Source organism: Microbacterium sp. 10M-3C3, assembly GCF_003931875.1.
In the GTDB taxonomy this organism is placed as follows: Bacteria; Actinomycetota; Actinomycetes; order Actinomycetales; family Microbacteriaceae; genus Microbacterium.
In genome coordinates this window covers 893,788-913,255 of the sequence record NZ_CP034245.1, presented here as the reverse complement: position 1 = coordinate 913,255, position 19,468 = coordinate 893,788, and the positions used below count along the sequence as shown (strand labels likewise).

The following is a 19,468-nucleotide window of genomic DNA, read 5'->3' as shown; positions in this document are numbered from 1 at the left end:
GCCCAGTCTAGTCGGGCTGCTCCTCGAGCGATTCGACCTCCTTCTCCCAGGCGTCCTTGGCCAGGCGGTACCAGAGGTAGAAGGCGAAGCCCGCGAACACCGCCCACTCGACGGCGTAGAAGATGTTGAGCCAGTTGACGTTGGAGCCCTCCGCCGGCGCGGGCGACGAGATCGCCTCCAGGCCCCCGAGCGGCTCGGTCGACGTCAGGTAGGGACGGTAGACGTCCAGGCCGGCGATGTCGTGCCAGCGGGAGAGCAGCGCGGGGGGCGACATCCGGGTGATATCGAACGGATCGGCGCCGCTCGGCGGCAGCGACGCCCCCTCGTCCGAGATGAGGCGGCCCGTCAGCTCGACGACGGCGGCAGGGTTGGCGGCGGCCGCGTCGGACAGGGCGGATGCGGCGGCGTCCGCGCGTGCGCGATCGGCCGTCCACCCGACGGCGACGGCGAGCGAGGTCGGCGTCGCCGTGTCGGCCAGGCGCAGCTGCCCGGTGACCCAGTAGCCCTCAGCCCCGTCGTTGTAGCGCTGCGAGACGACGATGAAGTCGCCGGGCACCCACGAGCCCGAGGTCTCGACGCGCTGACCGACGAGCGGCTCGGGGAGGTACTCCCCCGGGCCGGCGACGTCGGCGAGCGGGCGCACCTCCTCGGTCATGCCGGGCGGGGGCGGCGACGTGTCGATCGCGCGCCCCAGCTGCCACTGCCCGAGCCACGCGAACACGCCCGCGACCACGAGACACAGGACCAGCATCGCGATCCAGCGCGGGCGCAGCATGACCTCCCGCAGCGTCGGCGGGAAGATCTCGATGTCGTCGGCGATTGGATCGGCGGCCGGCATGTCAGTGTCCGTACGGCGCCACGACCACGTCGACGCGCTGGAACTCCTTGAGGTCGGAGTAGCCCGTGGTGGCCATCGACTTGCGGAGGGCCCCGATGAGGTTCGCCGTGCCGTCGGCGACGGGCGCCGGGCCGTACAGGATCTCCTCGAGAGGACCGATCTGCGGAACGCGCACCCGGTGACCGCGCGGCAGCTGCGGGTGATGCGCCTCGGGACCCCAGTGGAACCCGCGGCCCGGCGCATCGGTCGCGCGCGCGAGCGCGACGCCGAGCATCACCGCGTCGGCGCCCATCGCGAGCGCCTTCACGATGTCGCCCGACGTGCCCACGCCTCCGTCGGCGATGACGTGCACGTAGCGCCCGCCCGACTCGTCGAGGTAGTCGCGGCGTGCACCGGCGACGTCGGCGACCGCCGTGGCCATCGGAGCGTGGATGCCGAGCGTCGCACGCGTCGTCGAGGCCGCTCCCCCGCCGAAGCCGACGAGGACACCCGCGGCGCCCGTGCGCATGAGGTGCAGCGCGGCGGTGTACGTGCCCGCGCCGCCGACGATGACGGGCACGTCGAGGTCGTAGATGAACTTCTTGAGATTCAGCGGCGCCGCAACGCTCGACACGTGCTCGGCCGACACCGTGGTGCCGCGGATGACGAAGAGGTCGACGCCCGCCGCCACGACGGTCTCGTACAGCTCCTGCGTGCGCTGCGGGGTGAGCGCACCGGCGACGGTCACGCCGGCCGCGCGGATCTCGGCGAGGCGGTCGCGCACGAGCTCGGGCTTGATCGGCTCGGCGTAGAGCTCCTGCATCCGCCGGGTCGCCTCGGTGTCGCCGAGCGAGGCGATCTCGTCCAGCAGCGGCTCGGGGTCGTCGTAGCGCGTCCACAGGCCCTCGAGGTCGAGGACGCCGAGGCCGCCGAGCTGCCCGAGCATGATCGCGGTGCGCGGGCTCACGACGGAGTCCATCGGTGCGCCGAGCACGGGAATCGAGAACGGGAAGGCGTCGATCGTCCACGCCGTCGAGACGTCCTCGGGGTTGCGCGTGCGCCGGGACGGCACGACGGCGATGTCGTCGAACGTGTAGGCGCGGCGGGCGCGCTTGGCGCGGCCGAGGTCGATCTCCATGGTCACCGCACCAGCCTACCGGGGCGGACCGGAGGCGACCCCGGCGCTACCAGGGCTCGTCGCCGCGCGGCACGACGTCGAGCACGGCGCGCGTGTCCGGCGGGAAGCAGGCCCGGAGGAGCTCGGCCACACCGGCGTCGTCGGCGTCGTCGACGAGCCTCAGGCCGATCATCGTGTTCAGGAGCATGCCCTCGGCCAGGAACGCGCGCGCCGCGTCGGCGTCCATATGCGTCTCGTCGCGGAGGAAGCGCCACACGCGGAGGAAGCACGCGCGCGCGGCGGGGCCGATGACGGGGTGCGCGCCGAGCAGGAACGCGTGCGAGAGCAGCTGGTGCAGTCCGCGCACGCGCAGCATGTCGATGTAGGCGTCGCCCATGCGCTCCTCGAGGTCGTCGGCCCCGGCGGCGAGCACGTCGCGGAAGGTGGCGAGCAGCTGTTCGACGGCATCGTCGAGCACCTCGAGGAAGAGCTTCTCCTTGGTGCCGAAGAGGCGCACGACGTAGGGCTGGGACACGGATGCGGCGCGTGCGACGTCGTCCGTCGTCGTGCCGACGTACCCCTTCGCGCCGAAGACGGCGAGTGCGGCGGACAGGATCTGCGCGCGGCGCTCGTCGGAGCTGAGCCGTCGTGGCGCGTCCTCGCTGACGGAAGTCATGGTTGACAGGTTATCAGCGGATTACTACATTGGCGCTCGTCATCTTGTTATCAGTCGATTACAACAGGAGTCCGCATGACCACCTCACCCCCGCGCCGCCGGCCCTTCGGGCTCGTCGTGGCCGCCGCATCCGTGCCGATGTTCATGGCGACACTCGACAACCTCGTCATGACGAACGCCCTGCCCGTGCTGCACCGCGACCTCGGCGCGACCGTCGCGCAGCTGCAATGGTTCGTCAACGCCTACACGCTCGCGTTCGCGGGCTTCATCCTCGTCGCCTCCGCCCTCGGCGACCGGTTCGGGCGCCGCACGGTGTTCGTCGCCGGCATCGCCGTGTTCGCGCTCGGGTCGGTCTTCGCGGCGCTGAGCGCCGACCCGGCGCAGCTCATCGCGGCGCGGGCCGTGCAGGGCTTCGGGGCCGCGGGAGTCATGCCCCTGTCGCTCGCGCTCATCTCCGGCGGCGTCGCCCCCGAGCGGCGACCGCTCGCGATCGGCATCTGGGGCGGCGTCTCGGGGCTCGGCGTCGCGGTCGGACCGCTGGTCGGGGGCGCGATCATGGAGGGCTGGTCGTGGCAGACGATCTTCTGGGTCAACGTGCCGGTCGCCGTCATCGCGATCCCGTTCGCCCTGTGGGCCCTCGCGAACGACCGCGGCCGCGCTACGCGGATCGATGTCATCGGTGCGGCACTGGCCGGCATCGGCGTCCTCGCGCTCGTCCACGTGATCGTGCGCGGCAACGACGACGGCTGGGGATCGTTCGGGGTCATCGCCGAGCTCGCCCTCGGCGTCGCGCTGCTGGTCGGGTTCGTGGTCCGTCAGGCGCGCACCACGTCGCCGCTCGTACCCCTGCGCCTGTTCCGCGACCGCTCCTTCAGCATCACCAACGCCGTCGGCTTCGCCTTCACCTTCGGCACCTTCGGCGCGGTGTTCCTCCTCATCCAGTACCTGCAGGTCGTCGGCGGCTCGACGCCCCTCGAGGCGGCGCTGCAGACGACGCCGTGGACGCTCGCGCCCATGATCGTCGCACCGCTGGCCGGCATGCTCGCCCCGCGCGTCGGCACTCGTGCGCTGCTGATCGCGGGCCTCGTCCTCCAGGGCGTCGCGCTCGCGTGGATCGCGGCGCTCCTCTCCCCTGACCTGGACTACCCCGCACTCATCGCCCCGTTCGTGTTCGCGGGCGTCGGCATGGGTCTCGTCTTCGCCCCCTTGGCGACGGCGCTGCTGGCCACGCTCGGCGTCGCCGACCACGCGACCGCGTCGGGCGTCAACTCGACCGTGCGCGAGATCGGCCTGGCCCTGGGCACCGCCGTCATGACCGCGATCTTCCTCGGCGCCGGCGGCGAGCTGCTGCCCGACCGCTACGTGGATGCGGCGCGGCCGGCCGTGTTCGTCGGCGCTGCGGTGCTCGCCGTCGCCGCGCTCCTGGCCACGACCCTGCCGGCCGGGCGCCGCGTCTCGACCGTCGACGCGGCGGAGGAGCGCGCGGCCGCGATGATCGGCTGAGCCTCGCTCACTCGTCCTGCTCGGCGGCGGGCTCCATGTGCGTCATGGCCCCGCCGCCGAGCAGCTTCGTCAGCGGGCCGTCCAGGGCGAACAGGAAGAACGCGATCGACCCGATCAGCGGCGAGAGCGCGACGACGGCGGCCGAGATGAGCACGGCGCTGAGCGCACCGCGCGCCCAGCGCCGGGCGTCATCGGCGGACAGACCCGGCATCGTCACCTCGCGCCGGCGCGCAGCCCACGACCACTGCAGCCACGAGCACGAGATGACGAGGAAGAAGTTCACCGGCAGCAGCATCCGCCCCGCCACCTGGTCGGAGTAGTCGGTCAGGAGCGTCGAGGTGAAGGGCACGAGCACGACGAAGAGCAGGCGCACGTTGTTGATCCACACGCCCACCGCGTCGATCCGAGCGATGTACTCGAACTGGGAGACGTGCGTGACCCACATGAGGCTCAGCAGAGCGAAGCTGAGCACGAACGTGAACGCGGGGCTCGCGAGACCGGCGAGCGCGACCCACAGCTGCGCGTCGGAGGTCACCTTCCCGAAGGTTCGCCCGGTGAGATCCAGCACGAGCAGTGTGGCCGCGATCGCGAACACCCCGTCGGTGTAGGCCTCCAGCCGCCTCGTCGACAGCGTCGACTCGGGGTGGAAGGCACGGCCGCGGAGCATGCGCCCACGGTAGCGGGATGCCCCGCCCGGTGCGGACTACTTCTTGTAGTTCGGCGCCTCGACGACGATCTGCACGTCGTGCGGGTGCGACTCCTTCAGACCCGCCGCGGTGATGCGCACGAACCGGCCCTTGGCCTTCAGCTCCTCGATCGTGCGCGCGCCGACGTAGAACATCGACTGCCGCAGGCCGCCGACCAGCTGATACGCGACGGCCGAGACCGGGCCGCGGTAGGGCACCTGTCCCTCGATGCCCTCCGGGATGAGCTTGTCGTCGCGGGGCACATCCGCCTGGAAGTAGCGGTCCTTCGAGTACGAGGTCTTCTTGCCGCGCGTCTGCAGCGCACCCAGCGAGCCCATGCCGCGGTACTGCTTGAACTGCTTGCCGCCCTGGAAGACGACCTCGCCCGGCGACTCGTCGGTGCCGGCGAGGAGCGATCCGAGCATGACGGTGTCGGCGCCGGCGACGAGAGCCTTGGCGATGTCGCCGGAGTACTGCAGGCCGCCGTCGGCGATGACCGGCACGCCCGCTTCGCGAGCGGCGAGCGACGCCTCGTAGATCGCCGTCACTTGCGGCACGCCGACGCCCGCCACGACGCGCGTCGTGCAGATCGAGCCCGGGCCGACGCCCACCTTGACGGCGTCGACGCCGGCGTCGATGAGCGCCTGCGCACCCTCGCGGGTGGCGACGTTGCCGCCGATCACGTCGATGTGGGCGAACGTCGGGTCGGACTTCAGCCGCTGCACGATGTCGATGACACCCGCGGACTGGCCGTTCGCGGTGTCGACGACGATGACGTCGACACCCGCGTCGCGCAACGCCTCGGCGCGCTGCCACGCGTCGCCGAAGAAGCCGATCGCGGCGCCGACGCGCAGACGGCCCTGGTCGTCCTTCGTGGCGAGGGGGTACTTCTCGCTCTTGTCGAAGTCCTTGATCGTGATGAGACCGGCGAGCTTGCCGTCGTCGTCGACGAGCGGCAGCTTCTCGACGCGGTGCTTCGCGAAGGTCGCGATGACGTCGTTCGCGCTGATGCCGACGGGGCCCGTGATGAGGCCCTCGCTCGTCATGACGTCCTTCACGAGCGTGGTCTGGCGCTCGAAGCCCGAGACGAAGCGCATGTCGCGGTTGGTGATGATGCCGAGCAGGTGCCCGTCGGGGTCGATGACCGGCAGACCCGAGATGCGGTACTGCGCGCACAGCGCGTCGACCTCGGCGATCGTGGCGTCGGGCGTCGTCGTGATGGGATCGGTCACCATGCCCGACTCGCTGCGCTTGACCTGGTCGACCATCGCGGCCTGATCCTCGATGGAGAGGTTGCGGTGGATGATGCCGAGACCGCCTTCGCGCGCGATGGCGATCGCCATCCGCGACTCCGTCACCGTATCCATCGCGCTCGAGAGCAGCGGCGACGCCACCGTGATACGGCGGGTCACGCGCGAGGACGTGTCGGCCTCGCTCGGGATGACGTCGGTGTGACCGGGGAGGAGCATGACGTCGTCGTACGTGAGTCCGACGAAGCCGAAGGGGTCGAGGTTCTCCATGGTTCTCCTGCGCGTGCTCGGAAGGTCGTGATCGGCGCCCGATGAGGGGACCTCGCCGATGACGATTCTAAGTCGCGGAGAGCGCTGATTGTTCCCGGGCGTCCGCAGCGGGCCGCCGATATGCGTAGTATTCCGATCCGGTCACGCGTCGTTTGCGCCCGCTGGGCGAAACACGACCGACACATTACGCTCGTACCGTCGTCATCACCGTCGATACGACACGATCATCGGCTTCGCCGCCGACTGGAGGATCTGTGAGTCCCACGACCACTGCGGCGCGTCGAGCACGTGCGGGAGCGCTCCCCGCCCTGTTCGCGCTGCTTCTGACGCTGATCGGCGTGTTCGCCGCATCCGCGCCGGCCGTCGCGGCCGAAGGCGACCCCTACCGCATCAGCGGCAACGTCCAGCTCGACGGGAAGCCTCTCGAGGGCGTGGCCCTCGAGGTGGACGGCCCGGGCGGCAAGCAGGAGGTCGAGACCGACGCGAACGGCCAGTGGCGCGTGAGCGTGCCCGAGCGCAACGAGACCTACACGGTGACGCTCGACGAGAACACGCTGCCCGACGGCATCGCCGTGGTCGACCCCGAGGACGACACCCCGAACGAGAAGGACGTCGAGGTCGGCCCGGGCGGCCGCGTCAGCGTCAACTTCTTCATCGGCGAGGGTCAGCGCAACACCACGAGCTTCTTCGACCAGCTCGTGCAGCGCGTCGTCCAGGGTCTGAGCTTCGGCCTGATGCTGGCCCTCGCGGCCGTCGGCCTCTCGCTCGTGTTCGGCACGACCGGCATCTCCAACTTCGCGCACGGCGAGATGGTGACCTTCGGCGCCGTGATCGGGCTCTTCCTGGTGGGTCCGACGACGCTCGCGCTGCCGTGGTGGCTCGGCTACCCCGCTGCCGTGATCCTCGGCGCGGTGTTCGGTCTCGTGATGGACATGGTGCTGTGGCGACCGCTGCGCCGCCGCCGCGTCGGCGTCGTGCAGCTCATGATCGTGAGCATCGGCCTCTCGCTCGCCCTGCGCTACCTCTTCCAGTACTTCATCGGCGGCGGCACGAGCCAGCTGCCGTTCTCCACCGCGCCCACGATCCCGCTCTTCGGCGTCGTGCAGCTGAGCGTCATCGACCTCGTCTCGATCGCGATCTCGATCGTCGTCATCGTCGCCTTCGCGCTGTGGCTCACGCGCTCCCGGCTCGGCAAGGCGACGCGAGCGATCTCCGACAACCCGTCGCTGGCCGCCGCATCCGGCATCGACGTCGACTTCGTCGTGCGCGTCGTGTGGGTGGTCTCGGGCGCGATGGCCGCGCTCGCGGGCATCCTGTACGCCTACTACCGCCCCGGCATCAAGTGGGACATGGGCGCGCAGGTGCTGCTGCTCATGTTCGCCGCGGTCACCCTCGGCGGCCTCGGCACCGCGTACGGCGCGCTCGTCGGCTCGATCATCGTGGGACTCCTCGTCGAGGTCTCGACCCTCTTCGGCATCCCGGCCGACCTCAAGTACGCCGTGGCCCTGCTGATCCTCATCGTCATCCTGCTGTTCCGACCGCAGGGCATCCTCGGCCGTCGCGAGAGAATAGGTTAGGCGCGCGCATGGATTTCCTTCCGATCCTCTCCAACACCGCCTCGTCGATCCTGAGCCCGGCGACCATCGGGTACGCCCTCGCCGCCCTCGGCCTCGCGGTGCACTTCGGATACGCCGGCCTGATCAACATGGGCATCGCGGGCTTCATGGCCATCGGTGCGTACGGCTACGCGATCTCGATCCTCACCTTCGGGCTCCCGTGGTGGGCCGGCGCCCTCATCGGTCTCGCGGCCGCGGCCGTGTTCGCTCTCATCCTCGGCATCCCGACGCTGCGCCTGCGCGGCGACTACCTCGCGATCGTCACGATCGCGGCCGCCGAGGTCGTGCGCCTGCTGTTCCTCACGACCGCGTTCGACTCGGTCACCGGCTCCGCGGACGGCCTCAGCGGCTACCACGAGAGCTTCCGCTCCGCGAACCCGATCCCGGCCGGCTCCTACGGATTCGGCCCGTGGACGTACAACGAGACCGACTGGTGGGTGCGCATCATGGGGCTCGTGACGCTCGGCATCGCCGTGCTCGTGGTCTTCATGCTCATGCGCAGCCCGTGGGGCCGAGTCCTCAAGGGCATCCGCGAGGACGAGGACGCCGTGCGCTCGCTCGGCAAGAACGTCTTCTCCTACAAGCTGCAGGCCCTCGTCCTCGGCGGCGTGCTCGCCGCGGCCGGCGGCATCGTGTACGCGCTCCCCTCGGCCGTGAGCCCGGGCGTCTACGTGACGTCGCTGACGTTCTTCGTATGGACCGCGCTGCTGCTCGGCGGTGCCGCGACCGTGTTCGGGCCGCTCCTGGGCTCCCTCATCTTCTGGGTGCTGCAGACGTTCCTCGCGAACATCCTCCCTGCGCTCGTGGACGCCGGCGTCCTGCCGTTCATGTCGTCGATCCAGGCCGGCACGGTCCGATTCATCCTCGTGGGCGTCGCGCTCATGCTGCTCGTGATCTTCATGCCGCAGGGCCTCCTCGGCAACAAGAAGGAGCTGACCTTTGTCCGATAACGCCGAGCACATGCCCGCCGCCCCCGTCGCCCGCGCGAAGGCCACCGGCCTGCACGTCGGCGAGGCCGCTCCGGGCGTGAAGAAGGTCGACCCGATCATCGTGGCCGACGGCATCACCCGCTCGTTCGGCGGCGTCAACGCCGTCGACGTCGACCACCTCGAGATCCCGCGCGGCGCGATCACCGCCCTCATCGGTCCGAACGGTGCCGGCAAGACGACGCTGTTCAACCTGCTCACCGGCTTCGACAAGCCCAACAGCGGATCGTGGACGTTCGACGGGAAATCCCTCTCGGGCGTGCCGGCGTACAAGGTCGCGCGCATGGGGCTGGTGCGCACGTTCCAGCTCACGAAGGCGCTCGGCCTGCTGACCGTCATGGAGAACATGAAGCTCGGCGCCACGGGTCAGCGCGGCGAGCGGTTCTGGCAGAGCCTCATCCCCGCGACGTGGCGCGGCCAGGACGCCGAGATCGAGGAGCGCGCCCACGGGCTGCTGGAGAAGTTCAAGCTCGACGCGAAGGCCGACGACTTCGCCGCCTCGCTCTCGGGTGGCCAGCGCAAACTCCTCGAGATGGCGCGCTCGCTCATGACGCAGCCGACGCTCGTCATGCTCGACGAGCCGATGGCCGGCGTGAACCCCGCGCTCACGCAGTCGCTCCTGGACCACATCCTCGACCTCAAGGACCTCGGCATGACGGTCCTGTTCGTCGAGCACGACATGCACATGGTCCGCCACATCGCCGACTGGGTCGTCGTCATGGCCGAGGGCCGCGTGGTCGCCGAGGGCGACCCCGTGTCGGTCATGAAGGACCCCGCCGTGGTGGACGCCTACCTGGGCGCCCACCAGGAGCTCGACCTCGGCGTCGTCACGGGCCGGATCGCCGTCGTCGACGCCGACCCGACGACGGATGCCGCTGCATCCGAATCCGCCGACGCGACCGTCCTCGTGGACGAGGGTGTCGCCGAAGACGAGGGGAACCGCGCATGAGCGCCACCGCCACCGCCACGCCCGTCGTCGCCATCGACGACGTGCACGCCGGGTACCTGCCGGGCGTGAACATCCTCAACGGATGCTCCCTCACGGCGTACCAGGGCGAGCTCATCGGCATCATCGGGCCCAACGGCGCGGGCAAGTCGACGCTGCTGAAGGCGATCTTCGGGCAGGTGAACGTGCGCTCGGGCACCATCTCGCTGGAGGGCGAGGACATCACGGGCCTGCGCGCGAACAAGCTCGTCGGGCGCGGGGTCGGGTTCATCCCGCAGACGAACAACGTCTTCCCGAGCCTCACAATCGAGGAGAACCTGCAGATGGGGCTGTACCAGCGCCCCAAGGTCTACAAGGAGCGCCTGGAGTTCGTCACGGGCATCTTCGCGGAGCTCGGCAAGCGCCTCAAGCAGCGCGCCGGATCGCTCTCCGGCGGCGAGCGCCAGATGGTCGCGATGAGCCGCGCGCTCATGATGGACCCGAAGGTGCTCCTGCTCGACGAGCCGTCCGCGGGCCTCTCCCCCGTCCGCCAGGACGAGGCGTTCATCCGGGTCTCGGAGATCAACAAGGCCGGCGTGACGTGCATCATGGTCGAGCAGAACGCGCGCCGGTGCCTGCAGATCTGCGACCGCGGCTACGTGCTCGACCAGGGCCGCGACGCCTACACCGGCACCGGCCGCGAGCTGCTGAAGGACCCCAAGGTCACCGAGCTCTACCTCGGCACCCTCGGCCAGTAGCCCCGGGCACCCGCTCGGACAACATTCCGGATCATCCGCGAGCTCGGCGTCAGAAGGCACGCGCGGGGCGGACGGTGCGACCCGCGTCCGGAATGTTGACCGGCCGAAGCCGAGCCAGGATGCCGAGCACAGCCTGCCGCAGTGAAGGCGCGTCGGTCAGGATGTCCGCCGCGATAGGACGGATGCAGGCGTAGCCTCGCGCCGCGAGACGCAGGTCGCGCGCACGGTCCGCCCGCTGCGCCTCCCAGCCCGCATGGTGCGCGCGGCTGTCGCACTCGATGACGAGCCATCCGGCCACGAGGAAGTCCACGCGCCCCACCCCGTCGATTCTCACCTGACAGTCGAAGGGCACGCCCAAGGAGCGCAGCAGCAGGCGGACGAAGGTCTCCGGGCCCGATTCTGCACGTCCGTCGACCAGACGGCGGAGCACACGGTAGCGCCTCGGCAGGTGTGCGAACACGGCATCCAGGTCCGCCTCGGTCACGAGCCGCAGATGCAGTGCGCTGTCGAGGGTGGCGATCGCGTCCCGCGGCGCTTGGCACTGCACCGCCTAAATCAGCGCGTCGAGGAGGTCGACACTCACCCCGCCGACCGGCACCGGCACGCGCAACGGCGCCCAGTGCACGCGGACGTCGGGCTCGAGCCTGAGGCGGGTGGCATGGACGGACACCTGCACGTGCGTCGCCGTCGCATCGCGCACGAAGACGCCCAGGGCGGCGAGCGCGCTGACGCAACCGACGAGGCCGCCGACGCGCGCTGCGACGTGCACCCCGGGCGCGGAGGCCGGCGCGAGGTACACGCCCTGGCGGGCTCGGACGATGGCGCCCCAGCGCACGGACGCCGTGATCTCGCGCTGGGAGAGGCCGAACCCCTTCAGGTCGGCGTGGCAGTAGGCATGGTCTGGATGCAGCACCCCGGCATGCTGCCGCGCCTCCGGCACCGCCGGACCGCCCCTCGCGCGCCGTGTGAGCTCGGCCAACGCGGTGCGGACTGGGGAGGAGGGGTAGGCGATGCACAACATTCCGGACGAATACGGCCGCCGCATCCGCAACCCCGCGTTTGGCTGCCTCCGGCGCGGTTCGTCCGGAATGTTATCCACCGCACGTCCCCCGCGCCGAGCGCGCGGAGAAAGGGGAAGGGCCCCGGTCCGAAGACCGGGGCCCTTCCGCGTGGATGCTGCGATCAGCCCTCGTAGGCGGCGTAGTTGTTGTCTTCGCCGTACTGGTAGATGCCGATCGACGCCTCGGTCGGGTCGCCGACCTCGTCGAAGGTGATCGGACCCGAGATGCCGTCGTAGTCGGCCGTGCCGCCACCGAGGATGATCTCGGCGCACTCGGCGTACGACGTGCACTTGGTGCCGTCGCCCGAGCCACCGGAGACCTCGATGAGCTTCTCCGCGATCGCCTCGCTGTCGGTCGAGCCGGCAGCCAGCGACGCGAGGGCCAGCAGCGTGGTGGCGTCGAACGACTCCGCCGCGTAGCTGTAGTCCTCGAGCGCGGGACGGCCGTTGTCCGACTGGAACGTGTCGAGCTGGTCGGTGAAGTCCTTGATCGAGTCGATCGACAGACCCGGCAGCGTGCCCTTGGCGCCCGTGAGGGAGCCGGCCGGGAACGCGTCGCCGAAGTTCTTCAGGTTGCCGTCGACGAAGTACAGCTTGTCGGACGGGAACTTGCCGAACAGGCCCGGCAGGATCGTCGAGACCTCGTCGAACGTGATCAGGGCGATCGCGTCGGGGTTGGCCGCGAGGACCTCGCTGATCTGCGCGTCGAAGGTGGTGTCACCGGTGTTGTACGTCGACTGGGCGACGACCTCGCCGCCGGCCTTCTCGAACGCCTCGGAGACGTACTTGGCCAGGCCGGTGCCGTAGGAGTCGTTCAGCACGATGAGGCCGAGCGTCTGGTTGCCGTCCTCGGCGATCAGGTTGCCGAGCACCTCGCCCTGCAGCACGTCGGAGGGCGCCGTGCGGAAGTACAGGCCCTTGTCGTCGTACGTGGTGAACGCGTCGGACGTGTTGGCCGGCGAGAACTGGATGACTCCCGCGCCGACGACCTGGTCGATGAACTGCAGCGACGTGCCCGAGGACGCTGCGCCGATGATCGCCTTGACGTCGTCGTTGAGAAGACGCGGGATGGTCGTCTCGTACGCCTTGTTGTCGGTGTCGCCCGAGTCGCCGTACTCGACGTCGATCGTGAGACCCGTGTCGCCGGTCGCGTCGTTGATGAGCGACGCGGCGTACGCCACACCGGCCTCCTCGGGCGGGCCGAGGAAGGCGAGGTTGCCCGTCTGGGGCAGTGCCGTGCCGATCTTCAGCGAGAGGTCCTCGCCGGGCTGGGCGGAGGATCCGCCGGACGGTGCGGCCGCGCCGCCGCCACCGGCACACCCGGCCAGGATGAGCGCGCTGACTCCGACCGCGGCGATCGAGCCGAGGACCTTGCCGGCACGCGAACGTGTGAAGACGCTCATGGTGCTCCTTGCTGTGAATGAACGTTCGGGACGACTCGGGCGCCGACCCAGTGCCCTCACACTACTGACGACCGCGAGTCCCGGGTATTGCCGTTCGTTAACGATGTGTAACGCGACCGAATCGTTATGCGGGAGCGCGCCCACGCCCGGATTCCCGGGCCGGATGCTTCGCCGCGGTCACGCGAGATCGGATGCGGCGACCGCGGCGAGACGCCCGCGACGCGCCGCTCGCACCGAATCCACGGTGAGCACGACGAGGGCGACCCACACGAGGGCGAACCCGATCCAGCGCTCCACGGGCATCGGCTCCCCCAGCAGCCACACCCCGATGACGAACTGCATGACGGGCGTGATGAACTGCAGCATGCCGATCACCGTGAGCGGGACCCGGCGCGCGCCCGAGGCGAAGAGGAGCAGCGGTGTGGCGGTCACGACGCCCGCGAGCAGGAGCAGCGCCGCGTGCCCCGCGCCCGCCGTGAACAGTGTCAGCCCCGACGTCGCAGCGACCACGCCGAGCTGGACGAGGGCGACCGGCAGCAGCCACGCCGACTCCAGGGTGAGCCCGCTCACGGCGTCGACCGCGGGCCCGATGCGCTTCTTCACGAGGCCGTACAGACCGAAGGACATCGCGAGCGTCACGGCGATCCAGGGGAACGCGCCGTAGCCGATCACGATCACGATCACCGCGGCGGTGGCGATGCCGATCGCGACCCACCGGGTCGCCCGGAGCCGCTCACGCAGGACGACGACGCCCAGGATGACCGTCACGAGCGGGTTGATGAAGTAGCCGAGGCTCGCCTCGACCACGTGCCCCGACAGCGTCGCCAAGACGTAGACCTGCCAGTTGACGTAGATGAGGGCGCCGGCCAGAGCCGTCCATCCCAGCAGCCGCGGCTGTCGGAGGATCGCGCCGAAGCGCCGCCACGTGCGCGTGACCGCGAGGAGCACGAGGCAGAAGACGAGCGAGAGCGCGATACGCCACGCGACGATCTCCCAGCCGCCGCTCGGCACCAGCAGGAGGAAGTACAGCGGCAGCGTGCCCCAGAGGAGGTACGCGCCGAGCGCGTAGAGCCCGCCGAGCGTGCTCTCCCGCATCCTGTCGGCCATGCGTCTCCCCTCCGTTCCACCCTAGGCGGCGGTCGCACGAATCCTCATCGACGGCCGCCACAGAAGACGACGAGCCCCGGATGCCGAAGCATCCGGGGCTCGTGTGGGGAAAATCGCGTCAGCGCACGACGACCGCGAGCACGTCGCGGGCCGAGAGCACGAGGTACTCGTCGGCGCCGAACTTCACCTCGGTGCCGCCGTACTTGCTGTAGATCACGCGGTCGCCGACGGCGACGTCGAGCGGCACGCGATTGCCGTTGTCGTCGATGCGGCCGGGGCCGACGGCGATGACCTCGCCCTCCTGCGGCTTCTCCTTCGCGGTGTCGGGGATGACCAGCCCACTGGAGGTGGTCTGCTCAGCCTCGACCTGCTGGATGACGATGCGGTCCTCGAGCGGCTTGATGGAAACCGACACGGTCTACCTCTTCTTTCTGAACGGTACGGAAGACTCGTTAGCACCCGCACGCGGAGAGTGCTAACGCCAGTGTAGGGAACTGCTGGCACTCATGCAACGCGAGTGCCAGCATCGTGCGACGCGCCGAGGGGTCTGGATATCCGGTCCGAAAGTGGGTTCCCTTGGCGTCCGCGGTGTGCCACAATCCCCTCATCGTCGGGCGTTAGGGGCACGAACCGGCGGCAGGACATCAGTGGGGATGCGTCCTGCATCCCCCATGTCGATGGGCGGAACCGCGCGCACCCCCGGGGCGCGTGTTCCGGGGGGAAAACATGAGTGCTCCGTATTTTCTGGCGATCGATATCGGGACGAGTCGCACGTCTGCGGCCACAGCGAGGTGGGCGCCGGACGGCAGCCTGATCGCCGCGCCGTTCGCGCTGGGCCGCTCCTCCGACAACACGCCGACGGTCGCGTTCGCGGCCGACGGCGACGTGCTGTTCGGGGACGCCGCCGAGCGGCGCGGCGCGACGCAGCCCGACCGGCTCATCCGCGAGTTCAAGCGGCGCGTCGGCGACGACGTGCCGATCCTCGCGGGCGACCGGGCTTTCACGCCCGAGGAGCTGTACGCGGAGGCGGTGGACTGGGTCGCGCGCGCGGTCATCGAGCGGGAGGGCGCGACGCCGGCGGGGATCGCCCTGACCGTGCCCGCCGCGTGGGGCGCCTATCGCGCCGAGCACGTCCGCGACGCGATCGCGGTGCGGGGCTGGCGCGATGTCCTGATCGTCACCGAGCCGGAGGCGGCCGCCCGCCACTACGAGGCGTCGAGCCCGCTCGCGGCGGGCCGCGCGCTCGCCGTGTACGACTTCGGCGGCGGCACGTTCGACGCCGTCGTGCTGCGCAAGGAGGCCGACGGTTCGGTCCATCTCGTCGGTCAGCCCTCCGGACTCGCCGATCTCGGCGGGGCCGACTTCGACGACCTGCTCGTGCGCCACGTCGTGCGCGCGGCGCACGTGGACGCGGTGCAACTGTCGGGCGACGTCGCCGGGCGGATGGCGCTCGCCGCGCTGCGCCGCGAGTGCGTCGAGGCGAAGGAGTCGCTGTCGTTCGACTCGGAGGCCGTCGTGCCGGTGCTCGTCTCGAACGACCAGCGCACCGTGCGGGTGAGTCGCGACGAGTTCGAGCTCATGATCGCCGACGACCTCGAACGCACGCTCGCCGCGTTCGAGGACGCGCTCGAGACCGCCGGCACGGCGGCCGCCGACATCGAGGCGATTCTCCTCACGGGCGGGTCCTCGCGCATCCCGCGTGTCGCGCAGATGCTCTCGGAGCGGTTCGACCGTCCCATCGCCGTCGACGCCGACCCGAAGGCGATCATCGCCCTGGGTGCGGCGCGGATCGCGGCCGACGCCGCGGCCGCCGACGCCGCGCCGGCGATCGCCGCCGCAGCGGAGGCGGCAGACCCGGCCGTCGCGCTGTTCGCGGAGGTCGAGGCGCGGGAGGCGCCGCGGGTGGCGGATGCGGCGCCGCCGCGCCGCGGGTGGCTGCGCCGTGCCCCGCGCACGGCCCTGGCCGCGGCGGGCCTCGCGGTGGTGGCCAGCGGCACGGCGCTCGCGCTGGCGCCGTCGCTGGGGGCCGGCATGGTGGATGCGGCGGAGCGGACGGCGCTCGTCGCCGAGCCCGGGGACGGTGTCGGCGGCGGTCTCGCGGGACTGCCCGACTTCTCCGCTCCGACCGAACCGGGCGCTGCGGTGCCCGCGGTCGAGATCCCCGCCGTGCCGACCACCCCGACCGCGGACGCCCCGCGTGCGGACGGGTCGTCGGGTGCCCGGTCCGCACCGCGGACCGAGGCCAAGAAGCGGGCGACTCCCGTCGCGCAGGCCGCCGGGCAGACGGCGCGCACCGGGACCGCGGCGCCGACCGGCGGTGCGCCGTCGTCGACGGGCACGGCGCCCTCGGCGTCCGGCGGGACGCCGTCCGGCGGCACGCCGACCCCCGCCGACTCGGGCTCGCAGACCCCGACCGGCGGCGGCACGACCGACCCGGGCACCACGGACCCCGGCACGGGCGGCGGAGCCACCGACCCGGGCACGGGCGGCGGGACGACCGACCCGGGCACCGGCGGCGGCACCACCGACCCGGGCACCGGCGGCGGCACCACCGACCCGGGCACCGGCGGCGGCACCACCGACCCCGGCACCGGCGGCGGCACCACCGACCCCGGCACCGGCGGCGGCACCACCGACCCCGGCACCGGCGGCTCCGACCCTGCGCCGAGCGACCCGCCGCCCAGCGGCGACCCCTCTCCCTCGCCGAGCCCCACCGTCGCCGTCTGACGCGCCGCGATCATGACGACGCTCGGCACGGCTCCGGCCGGTCTGTTCGCTGCCGCCCCCGCGCTCCTGCCCCGTCACGCCCGGACGCACGTCGACGCGGTCGTGTCCGACCCGCGCCCGCCCCGTCTGCTCGTCATCGGCCCGGCGGGGTCAGGCCGCACGCGGCTGCTGCGCGACCTCGCCGCTCGGCTGACGGACGGCGGTCGCGCCGTCGTGACGGCCGAGGGGGTGGGCGACATCGTCGATGCCGACGACGACACGGTCGTGCTCGTCGACGACCTGCCGCGCCGCACCGACGCCGAGCGCGCCGCCGTCGCCACCCGGGCGGCACGGCCGCGCGCGGCGCTCGTCGTCGCGACCGCGCCGTGGCCCATCGCCGACGCGGATGCGGCGACGCTCGCCGCGCTCGAGTCGGCTCAGCCGCCGGTCGTGCTCGGCCACATCTCGCACGCGGATGTCGTCGACGCGTGCGACGGAGCCGGGCTTCCGCTCGCCGCCCACTGCATCGACGACGTCCTGGAGCTGTCCGGCCACCTGCCGTGGCTCGTCGGCGAGGCGCTCGCCGCGCACGACGCACCGTGCACGGACGAGTCGGGGCATCCGGCCCTGCGCGAAGAGCTGCACGATCTGGTCGCCCACCGGCTGCGCACGGCCGATCCGGCCCTGCGCGACGTCGTGGAGACGCTGTGCCTCGCCCCCGCCGCCGCCCGATCCACCGGCGCCGAGGACTGGGCGGCCGCAGGGCACGCGCACGGCCTTCTCGCGCGCAACGGCCGTCCCGCCCCGATCGTTCGGGATGCGGTACGGGCGACGACGCCGATCGACCGTCTCGTGCGCCTGTACGCGCTGCCCGAGGCGGGACGCGACGACGACGAGGTGCGCGTCCTCCTGGGAGGTGTGCACGACGACCGGCTCGCCGCCGCCCTCGTGCGCGACGGCGACGCCGAGATCGCGCGCGATCCGCGGCGCGCCGACGACCTCTTCCGCGCCGCGGCCGAAGCCGGCGCCGACGCCGGCCGCATCGCGGTGCGGCGGGCGCAGGCGGCCTGGAACGCCCGCGACGTCGACCGGGCGGGCGCGCTCCTCGATGCCGCGCGGCTCGACGAAGCGCATCCCGACGCCGAGCACGCCGCCGTGCTGGCGGCCGCCGTGTGGGCGGCGCGGGCCGACATGGCCATGGCCTCGGCGGTGCATCGCGTCGGCTCGGAGACCCCTCGTGCGCTCGCGCACGCGACCATTGCCGCGGCCGGCGCAGCCGACGCGGACGAGCTCGCACGCCTCGCCGGGATACCGGCCGCCCGCACGGTGCCCTCGGCCGTGGCCGTCGCCCACGACCTGCTCGTGCGCGGAGTCCGCTCGACCCTGACCACCACGGCGACGGCGAGCCTCGGCGACCTCGTCCGTGCCACGGAGATGTACTCCGCGTCGGGCACCGACGACCCGATCCCCGAGCTGCCCGCGGTTATCGCCGCAACCGCGGCGATCGCGACGGGCGAGCCCGACCTCGCCGCCTCGGTGCTCGACGGTGCGGCCGCCGCCGGACACGGCGGTGCGTGGGCGCTGCCCCGTCTGCAGCTGTGGCAGGCCTGGGTGGCCGTTCAGCGCGAGCGACCGCACGACGCCGAGAGCGCGCTGATGCGTGCCCGCCCGTACGTCACGACGGCGCGCGAGACCGTCATGGCCGCGGCGGTCACGGTCGCCCTCACGCGGCGGTACGCCGACGCGTCGGCGCTCGCCCCGGTCTGGCGTCGTGCGCGGGAGAGCGTGCTGCGCGCGCGCTTCGACCTCTTCTCCCTGCTGCCGCTGAGCGAGCTCGCGGTGAGCGCCGCGCGCACGGGCGACCTGGCCACCGTCCAGCCGCACCTGGACGAGGCCTTCGCGGGGCTCGCCCGTCTCGGCTCGCCGCCGGTGTGGGCCAGTCACCTGCACTGGGCCGGAGTGCACTGCAGCATCGCCCTCAACCGCCCCGACGACCTCGTGCCGCACGCGCGGGCGCTCACGGCCGCCGCCCCGCACTCGCGCATCGCGGCCGTGATGGCGCAGGCGGGCAAGGTGTGGACGGAGCTGCTCACCGGCCGTGTCGACGCCGACGCGATCGAGCGGGCCGCCCTCGAGCTCGCCGGCGTCGGGCTCGCGTGGGACGGCGCACGTCTGGCCGGCCACGGCGCGTCGCGGACTGAGGACCGGCGCGTCATCGGCCGCCTCCTCGCGTGCGCCCGGCAGCTGCATCCGCGCGAGGCGATCGCGCCCGTCGACACCGACGAGGTGGACGCCGACGGGCCGGCCACGCGCGCGACCGACATGCTCAGCGCGCGCGAGCGCGAGGTCGCGGTGCTCGTGGTGCAGGGCAAGACCTACGCGGAGATCGGCGAGTCGATCTTCATCTCGCCGCGCACCGCCGAGCACCACATCGCGCGGATCCGCCGGCGCCTGGGGGCCACGTCCCGATCGGATCTCATCGCCAAGCTGCGGCTCGTGCTGGACGAGGGACGCGCGCGATGAGCGCGATCCCCCACACCCCCGGGCCGCGCATCCCGGCACCCCCTAGTGACCCCGTCCGGGTGGGG

Annotated in this window: 17 protein-coding genes; 7 read left to right on the top strand and 10 right to left on the bottom strand. The window is 71.7% G+C overall.

Going from position 1 to position 19,468, the window contains the following annotated elements; translation table 11 throughout:
- Nucleotides 1-7 precede the first annotated feature (7 nt).
- Genes EI169_RS04330 through EI169_RS04320 form a run of 3 tightly spaced genes read right to left on the bottom strand, consistent with a single transcriptional unit; the run spans nt 8 to nt 2,610 of the window.
- Nucleotides 8-838: an SURF1 family cytochrome oxidase biogenesis protein gene (locus EI169_RS04330; RefSeq protein WP_240640628.1), complete on the bottom strand. Its 831-nt coding sequence runs from the start codon at nt 836-838 to the stop codon at nt 8-10.
- 1 nt (nt 839) lies between these two features.
- On the bottom strand, nt 840-1,955 hold the full coding sequence (locus EI169_RS04325) for a GuaB3 family IMP dehydrogenase-related protein (protein WP_125133309.1): 1,116 nt from the start codon (nt 1,953-1,955) through the stop codon (nt 840-842).
- Between the two features lie 46 nt (nt 1,956-2,001).
- Complete coding sequence (locus EI169_RS04320) at nt 2,002-2,610, bottom strand: TetR/AcrR family transcriptional regulator (RefSeq protein ID WP_125131239.1); 609 nt, start codon at nt 2,608-2,610, stop codon at nt 2,002-2,004.
- Between the two features lie 75 nt (nt 2,611-2,685).
- Here EI169_RS04320 and EI169_RS04315 point away from each other — a divergent pair, with 75 nt between their 5' ends.
- The gene (locus EI169_RS04315) at nt 2,686-4,113 is read left to right on the top strand and encodes a DHA2 family efflux MFS transporter permease subunit (protein WP_125131238.1); all 1,428 of its coding nucleotides are present in this window, start codon (nt 2,686-2,688) and stop codon (nt 4,111-4,113) included.
- Nucleotides 4,114-4,120: 7 nt separating this feature from the next.
- On the opposite strand, the gene EI169_RS04310 is transcribed toward EI169_RS04315, so the two are convergent.
- Together EI169_RS04310 and guaB are read right to left on the bottom strand one after the other, a co-directional pair.
- Entirely contained in the window at nt 4,121-4,780 is a 660-nt protein-coding gene (locus EI169_RS04310; RefSeq protein WP_125131237.1) for a TMEM175 family protein, read from the bottom strand.
- Between the two features lie 36 nt (nt 4,781-4,816).
- Nucleotides 4,817-6,319, bottom strand: a complete 1,503-nt coding sequence (gene guaB, locus EI169_RS04305; protein WP_125131236.1) for an IMP dehydrogenase — start codon at nt 6,317-6,319, stop codon at nt 4,817-4,819.
- Between the two features lie 254 nt (nt 6,320-6,573).
- On the opposite strand from guaB, the gene EI169_RS04300 reads away from it, so the two are divergent.
- The 4 genes from EI169_RS04300 to EI169_RS04285 are packed head-to-tail and all read left to right on the top strand — an operon-like array spanning nt 6,574 to nt 10,604.
- The gene (locus EI169_RS04300) at nt 6,574-7,896 is read left to right on the top strand and encodes a branched-chain amino acid ABC transporter permease (RefSeq protein ID WP_240640627.1); all 1,323 of its coding nucleotides are present in this window, start codon (nt 6,574-6,576) and stop codon (nt 7,894-7,896) included.
- A gap of 8 nt (nt 7,897-7,904) precedes the next feature.
- Entirely contained in the window at nt 7,905-8,885 is a 981-nt protein-coding gene (locus EI169_RS04295) for a branched-chain amino acid ABC transporter permease (protein ID WP_125131235.1), read from the top strand.
- 10 nt (nt 8,886-8,895) lie between these two features.
- The gene (locus tag EI169_RS04290) at nt 8,896-9,870 is read left to right on the top strand and encodes an ABC transporter ATP-binding protein (protein ID WP_125133307.1); all 975 of its coding nucleotides are present in this window, start codon (nt 8,896-8,898) and stop codon (nt 9,868-9,870) included.
- Nucleotides 9,867-10,604, top strand: coding sequence for an ABC transporter ATP-binding protein (locus EI169_RS04285; RefSeq protein WP_125131234.1), 738 nt, complete (start codon nt 9,867-9,869; stop codon nt 10,602-10,604). The genes EI169_RS04290 and EI169_RS04285 overlap by 4 nt, the downstream gene beginning before the upstream one ends.
- 49 nt (nt 10,605-10,653) lie before the next feature.
- On the opposite strand, the gene EI169_RS04280 is transcribed toward EI169_RS04285, so the two are convergent.
- The 5 genes from EI169_RS04280 to groES all read right to left on the bottom strand — a co-directional run bounded on the left by EI169_RS04280 (nt 10,654) and on the right by groES (nt 14,589).
- A complete protein-coding gene (locus EI169_RS04280; RefSeq protein WP_125131233.1) occupies nt 10,654-11,088 on the bottom strand; it encodes a hypothetical protein in 435 nt (144 codons plus the stop codon).
- Nucleotides 11,089-11,154: 66 nt separating this feature from the next.
- On the bottom strand, nt 11,155-11,517 hold the full coding sequence (locus tag EI169_RS04275) for a hypothetical protein (protein ID WP_125131232.1): 363 nt from the start codon (nt 11,515-11,517) through the stop codon (nt 11,155-11,157).
- A gap of 269 nt (nt 11,518-11,786) precedes the next feature.
- Nucleotides 11,787-13,067, bottom strand: coding sequence for an ABC transporter substrate-binding protein (locus tag EI169_RS04270; protein ID WP_125131231.1), 1,281 nt, complete (start codon nt 13,065-13,067; stop codon nt 11,787-11,789).
- Nucleotides 13,068-13,244: 177 nt separating this feature from the next.
- Complete coding sequence (gene rarD, locus EI169_RS04265) at nt 13,245-14,174, bottom strand: EamA family transporter RarD (RefSeq protein WP_125131230.1); 930 nt, start codon at nt 14,172-14,174, stop codon at nt 13,245-13,247.
- Between the two features lie 118 nt (nt 14,175-14,292).
- Nucleotides 14,293-14,589 (bottom strand): co-chaperone GroES, encoded by a 297-nt coding sequence (groES, locus tag EI169_RS04260; RefSeq protein WP_125131229.1) that lies wholly within the window; start codon nt 14,587-14,589, stop codon nt 14,293-14,295.
- A 311-nt stretch (nt 14,590-14,900) separates the two neighbouring features.
- Between groES and EI169_RS04255 the strand changes: the two genes are divergently transcribed.
- Nucleotides 14,901-16,901, top strand: coding sequence for an Hsp70 family protein (locus EI169_RS04255; protein ID WP_125131228.1), 2,001 nt, complete (start codon nt 14,901-14,903; stop codon nt 16,899-16,901).
- Between the two features lie 12 nt (nt 16,902-16,913).
- Nucleotides 16,914-19,403, top strand: a complete 2,490-nt coding sequence (locus EI169_RS04250; RefSeq protein WP_125131227.1) for a helix-turn-helix transcriptional regulator — start codon at nt 16,914-16,916, stop codon at nt 19,401-19,403.
- Nucleotides 19,404-19,468 lie beyond the last annotated feature (65 nt).

Bases quoted from the DNA above. Each gene is read 5' to 3' on its own strand.
- EI169_RS04330 (WP_240640628.1), bottom strand. From the start codon at position 838: ATGCCGGCCGCCGATCCAATCGCCGACGACATCGAGATCTTCCCGCCG.
- guaB (WP_125131236.1), bottom strand. From the start codon at position 6,319: ATGGAGAACCTCGACCCCTTCGGCTTCGTCGGACTCACGTACGACGAC.
- EI169_RS04310 (WP_125131237.1), bottom strand. From the start codon at position 4,780: ATGCTCCGCGGCCGTGCCTTCCACCCCGAGTCGACGCTGTCGACGAGG.
- EI169_RS04270 (WP_125131231.1), bottom strand. From the start codon at position 13,067: ATGAGCGTCTTCACACGTTCGCGTGCCGGCAAGGTCCTCGGCTCGATC.
- EI169_RS04325 (WP_125133309.1), bottom strand. From the start codon at position 1,955: ATGGAGATCGACCTCGGCCGCGCCAAGCGCGCCCGCCGCGCCTACACG.
- EI169_RS04295 (WP_125131235.1), top strand. From the start codon at position 7,905: ATGGATTTCCTTCCGATCCTCTCCAACACCGCCTCGTCGATCCTGAGC.
- EI169_RS04255 (WP_125131228.1), top strand. From the start codon at position 14,901: ATGAGTGCTCCGTATTTTCTGGCGATCGATATCGGGACGAGTCGCACG.
- rarD (WP_125131230.1), bottom strand. From the start codon at position 14,174: ATGGCCGACAGGATGCGGGAGAGCACGCTCGGCGGGCTCTACGCGCTC.
- EI169_RS04250 (WP_125131227.1), top strand. From the start codon at position 16,914: ATGACGACGCTCGGCACGGCTCCGGCCGGTCTGTTCGCTGCCGCCCCC.
- EI169_RS04285 (WP_125131234.1), top strand. From the start codon at position 9,867: ATGAGCGCCACCGCCACCGCCACGCCCGTCGTCGCCATCGACGACGTG.
- EI169_RS04290 (WP_125133307.1), top strand. From the start codon at position 8,896: ATGCCCGCCGCCCCCGTCGCCCGCGCGAAGGCCACCGGCCTGCACGTC.
- EI169_RS04320 (WP_125131239.1), bottom strand. From the start codon at position 2,610: ATGACTTCCGTCAGCGAGGACGCGCCACGACGGCTCAGCTCCGACGAG.
- EI169_RS04315 (WP_125131238.1), top strand. From the start codon at position 2,686: ATGACCACCTCACCCCCGCGCCGCCGGCCCTTCGGGCTCGTCGTGGCC.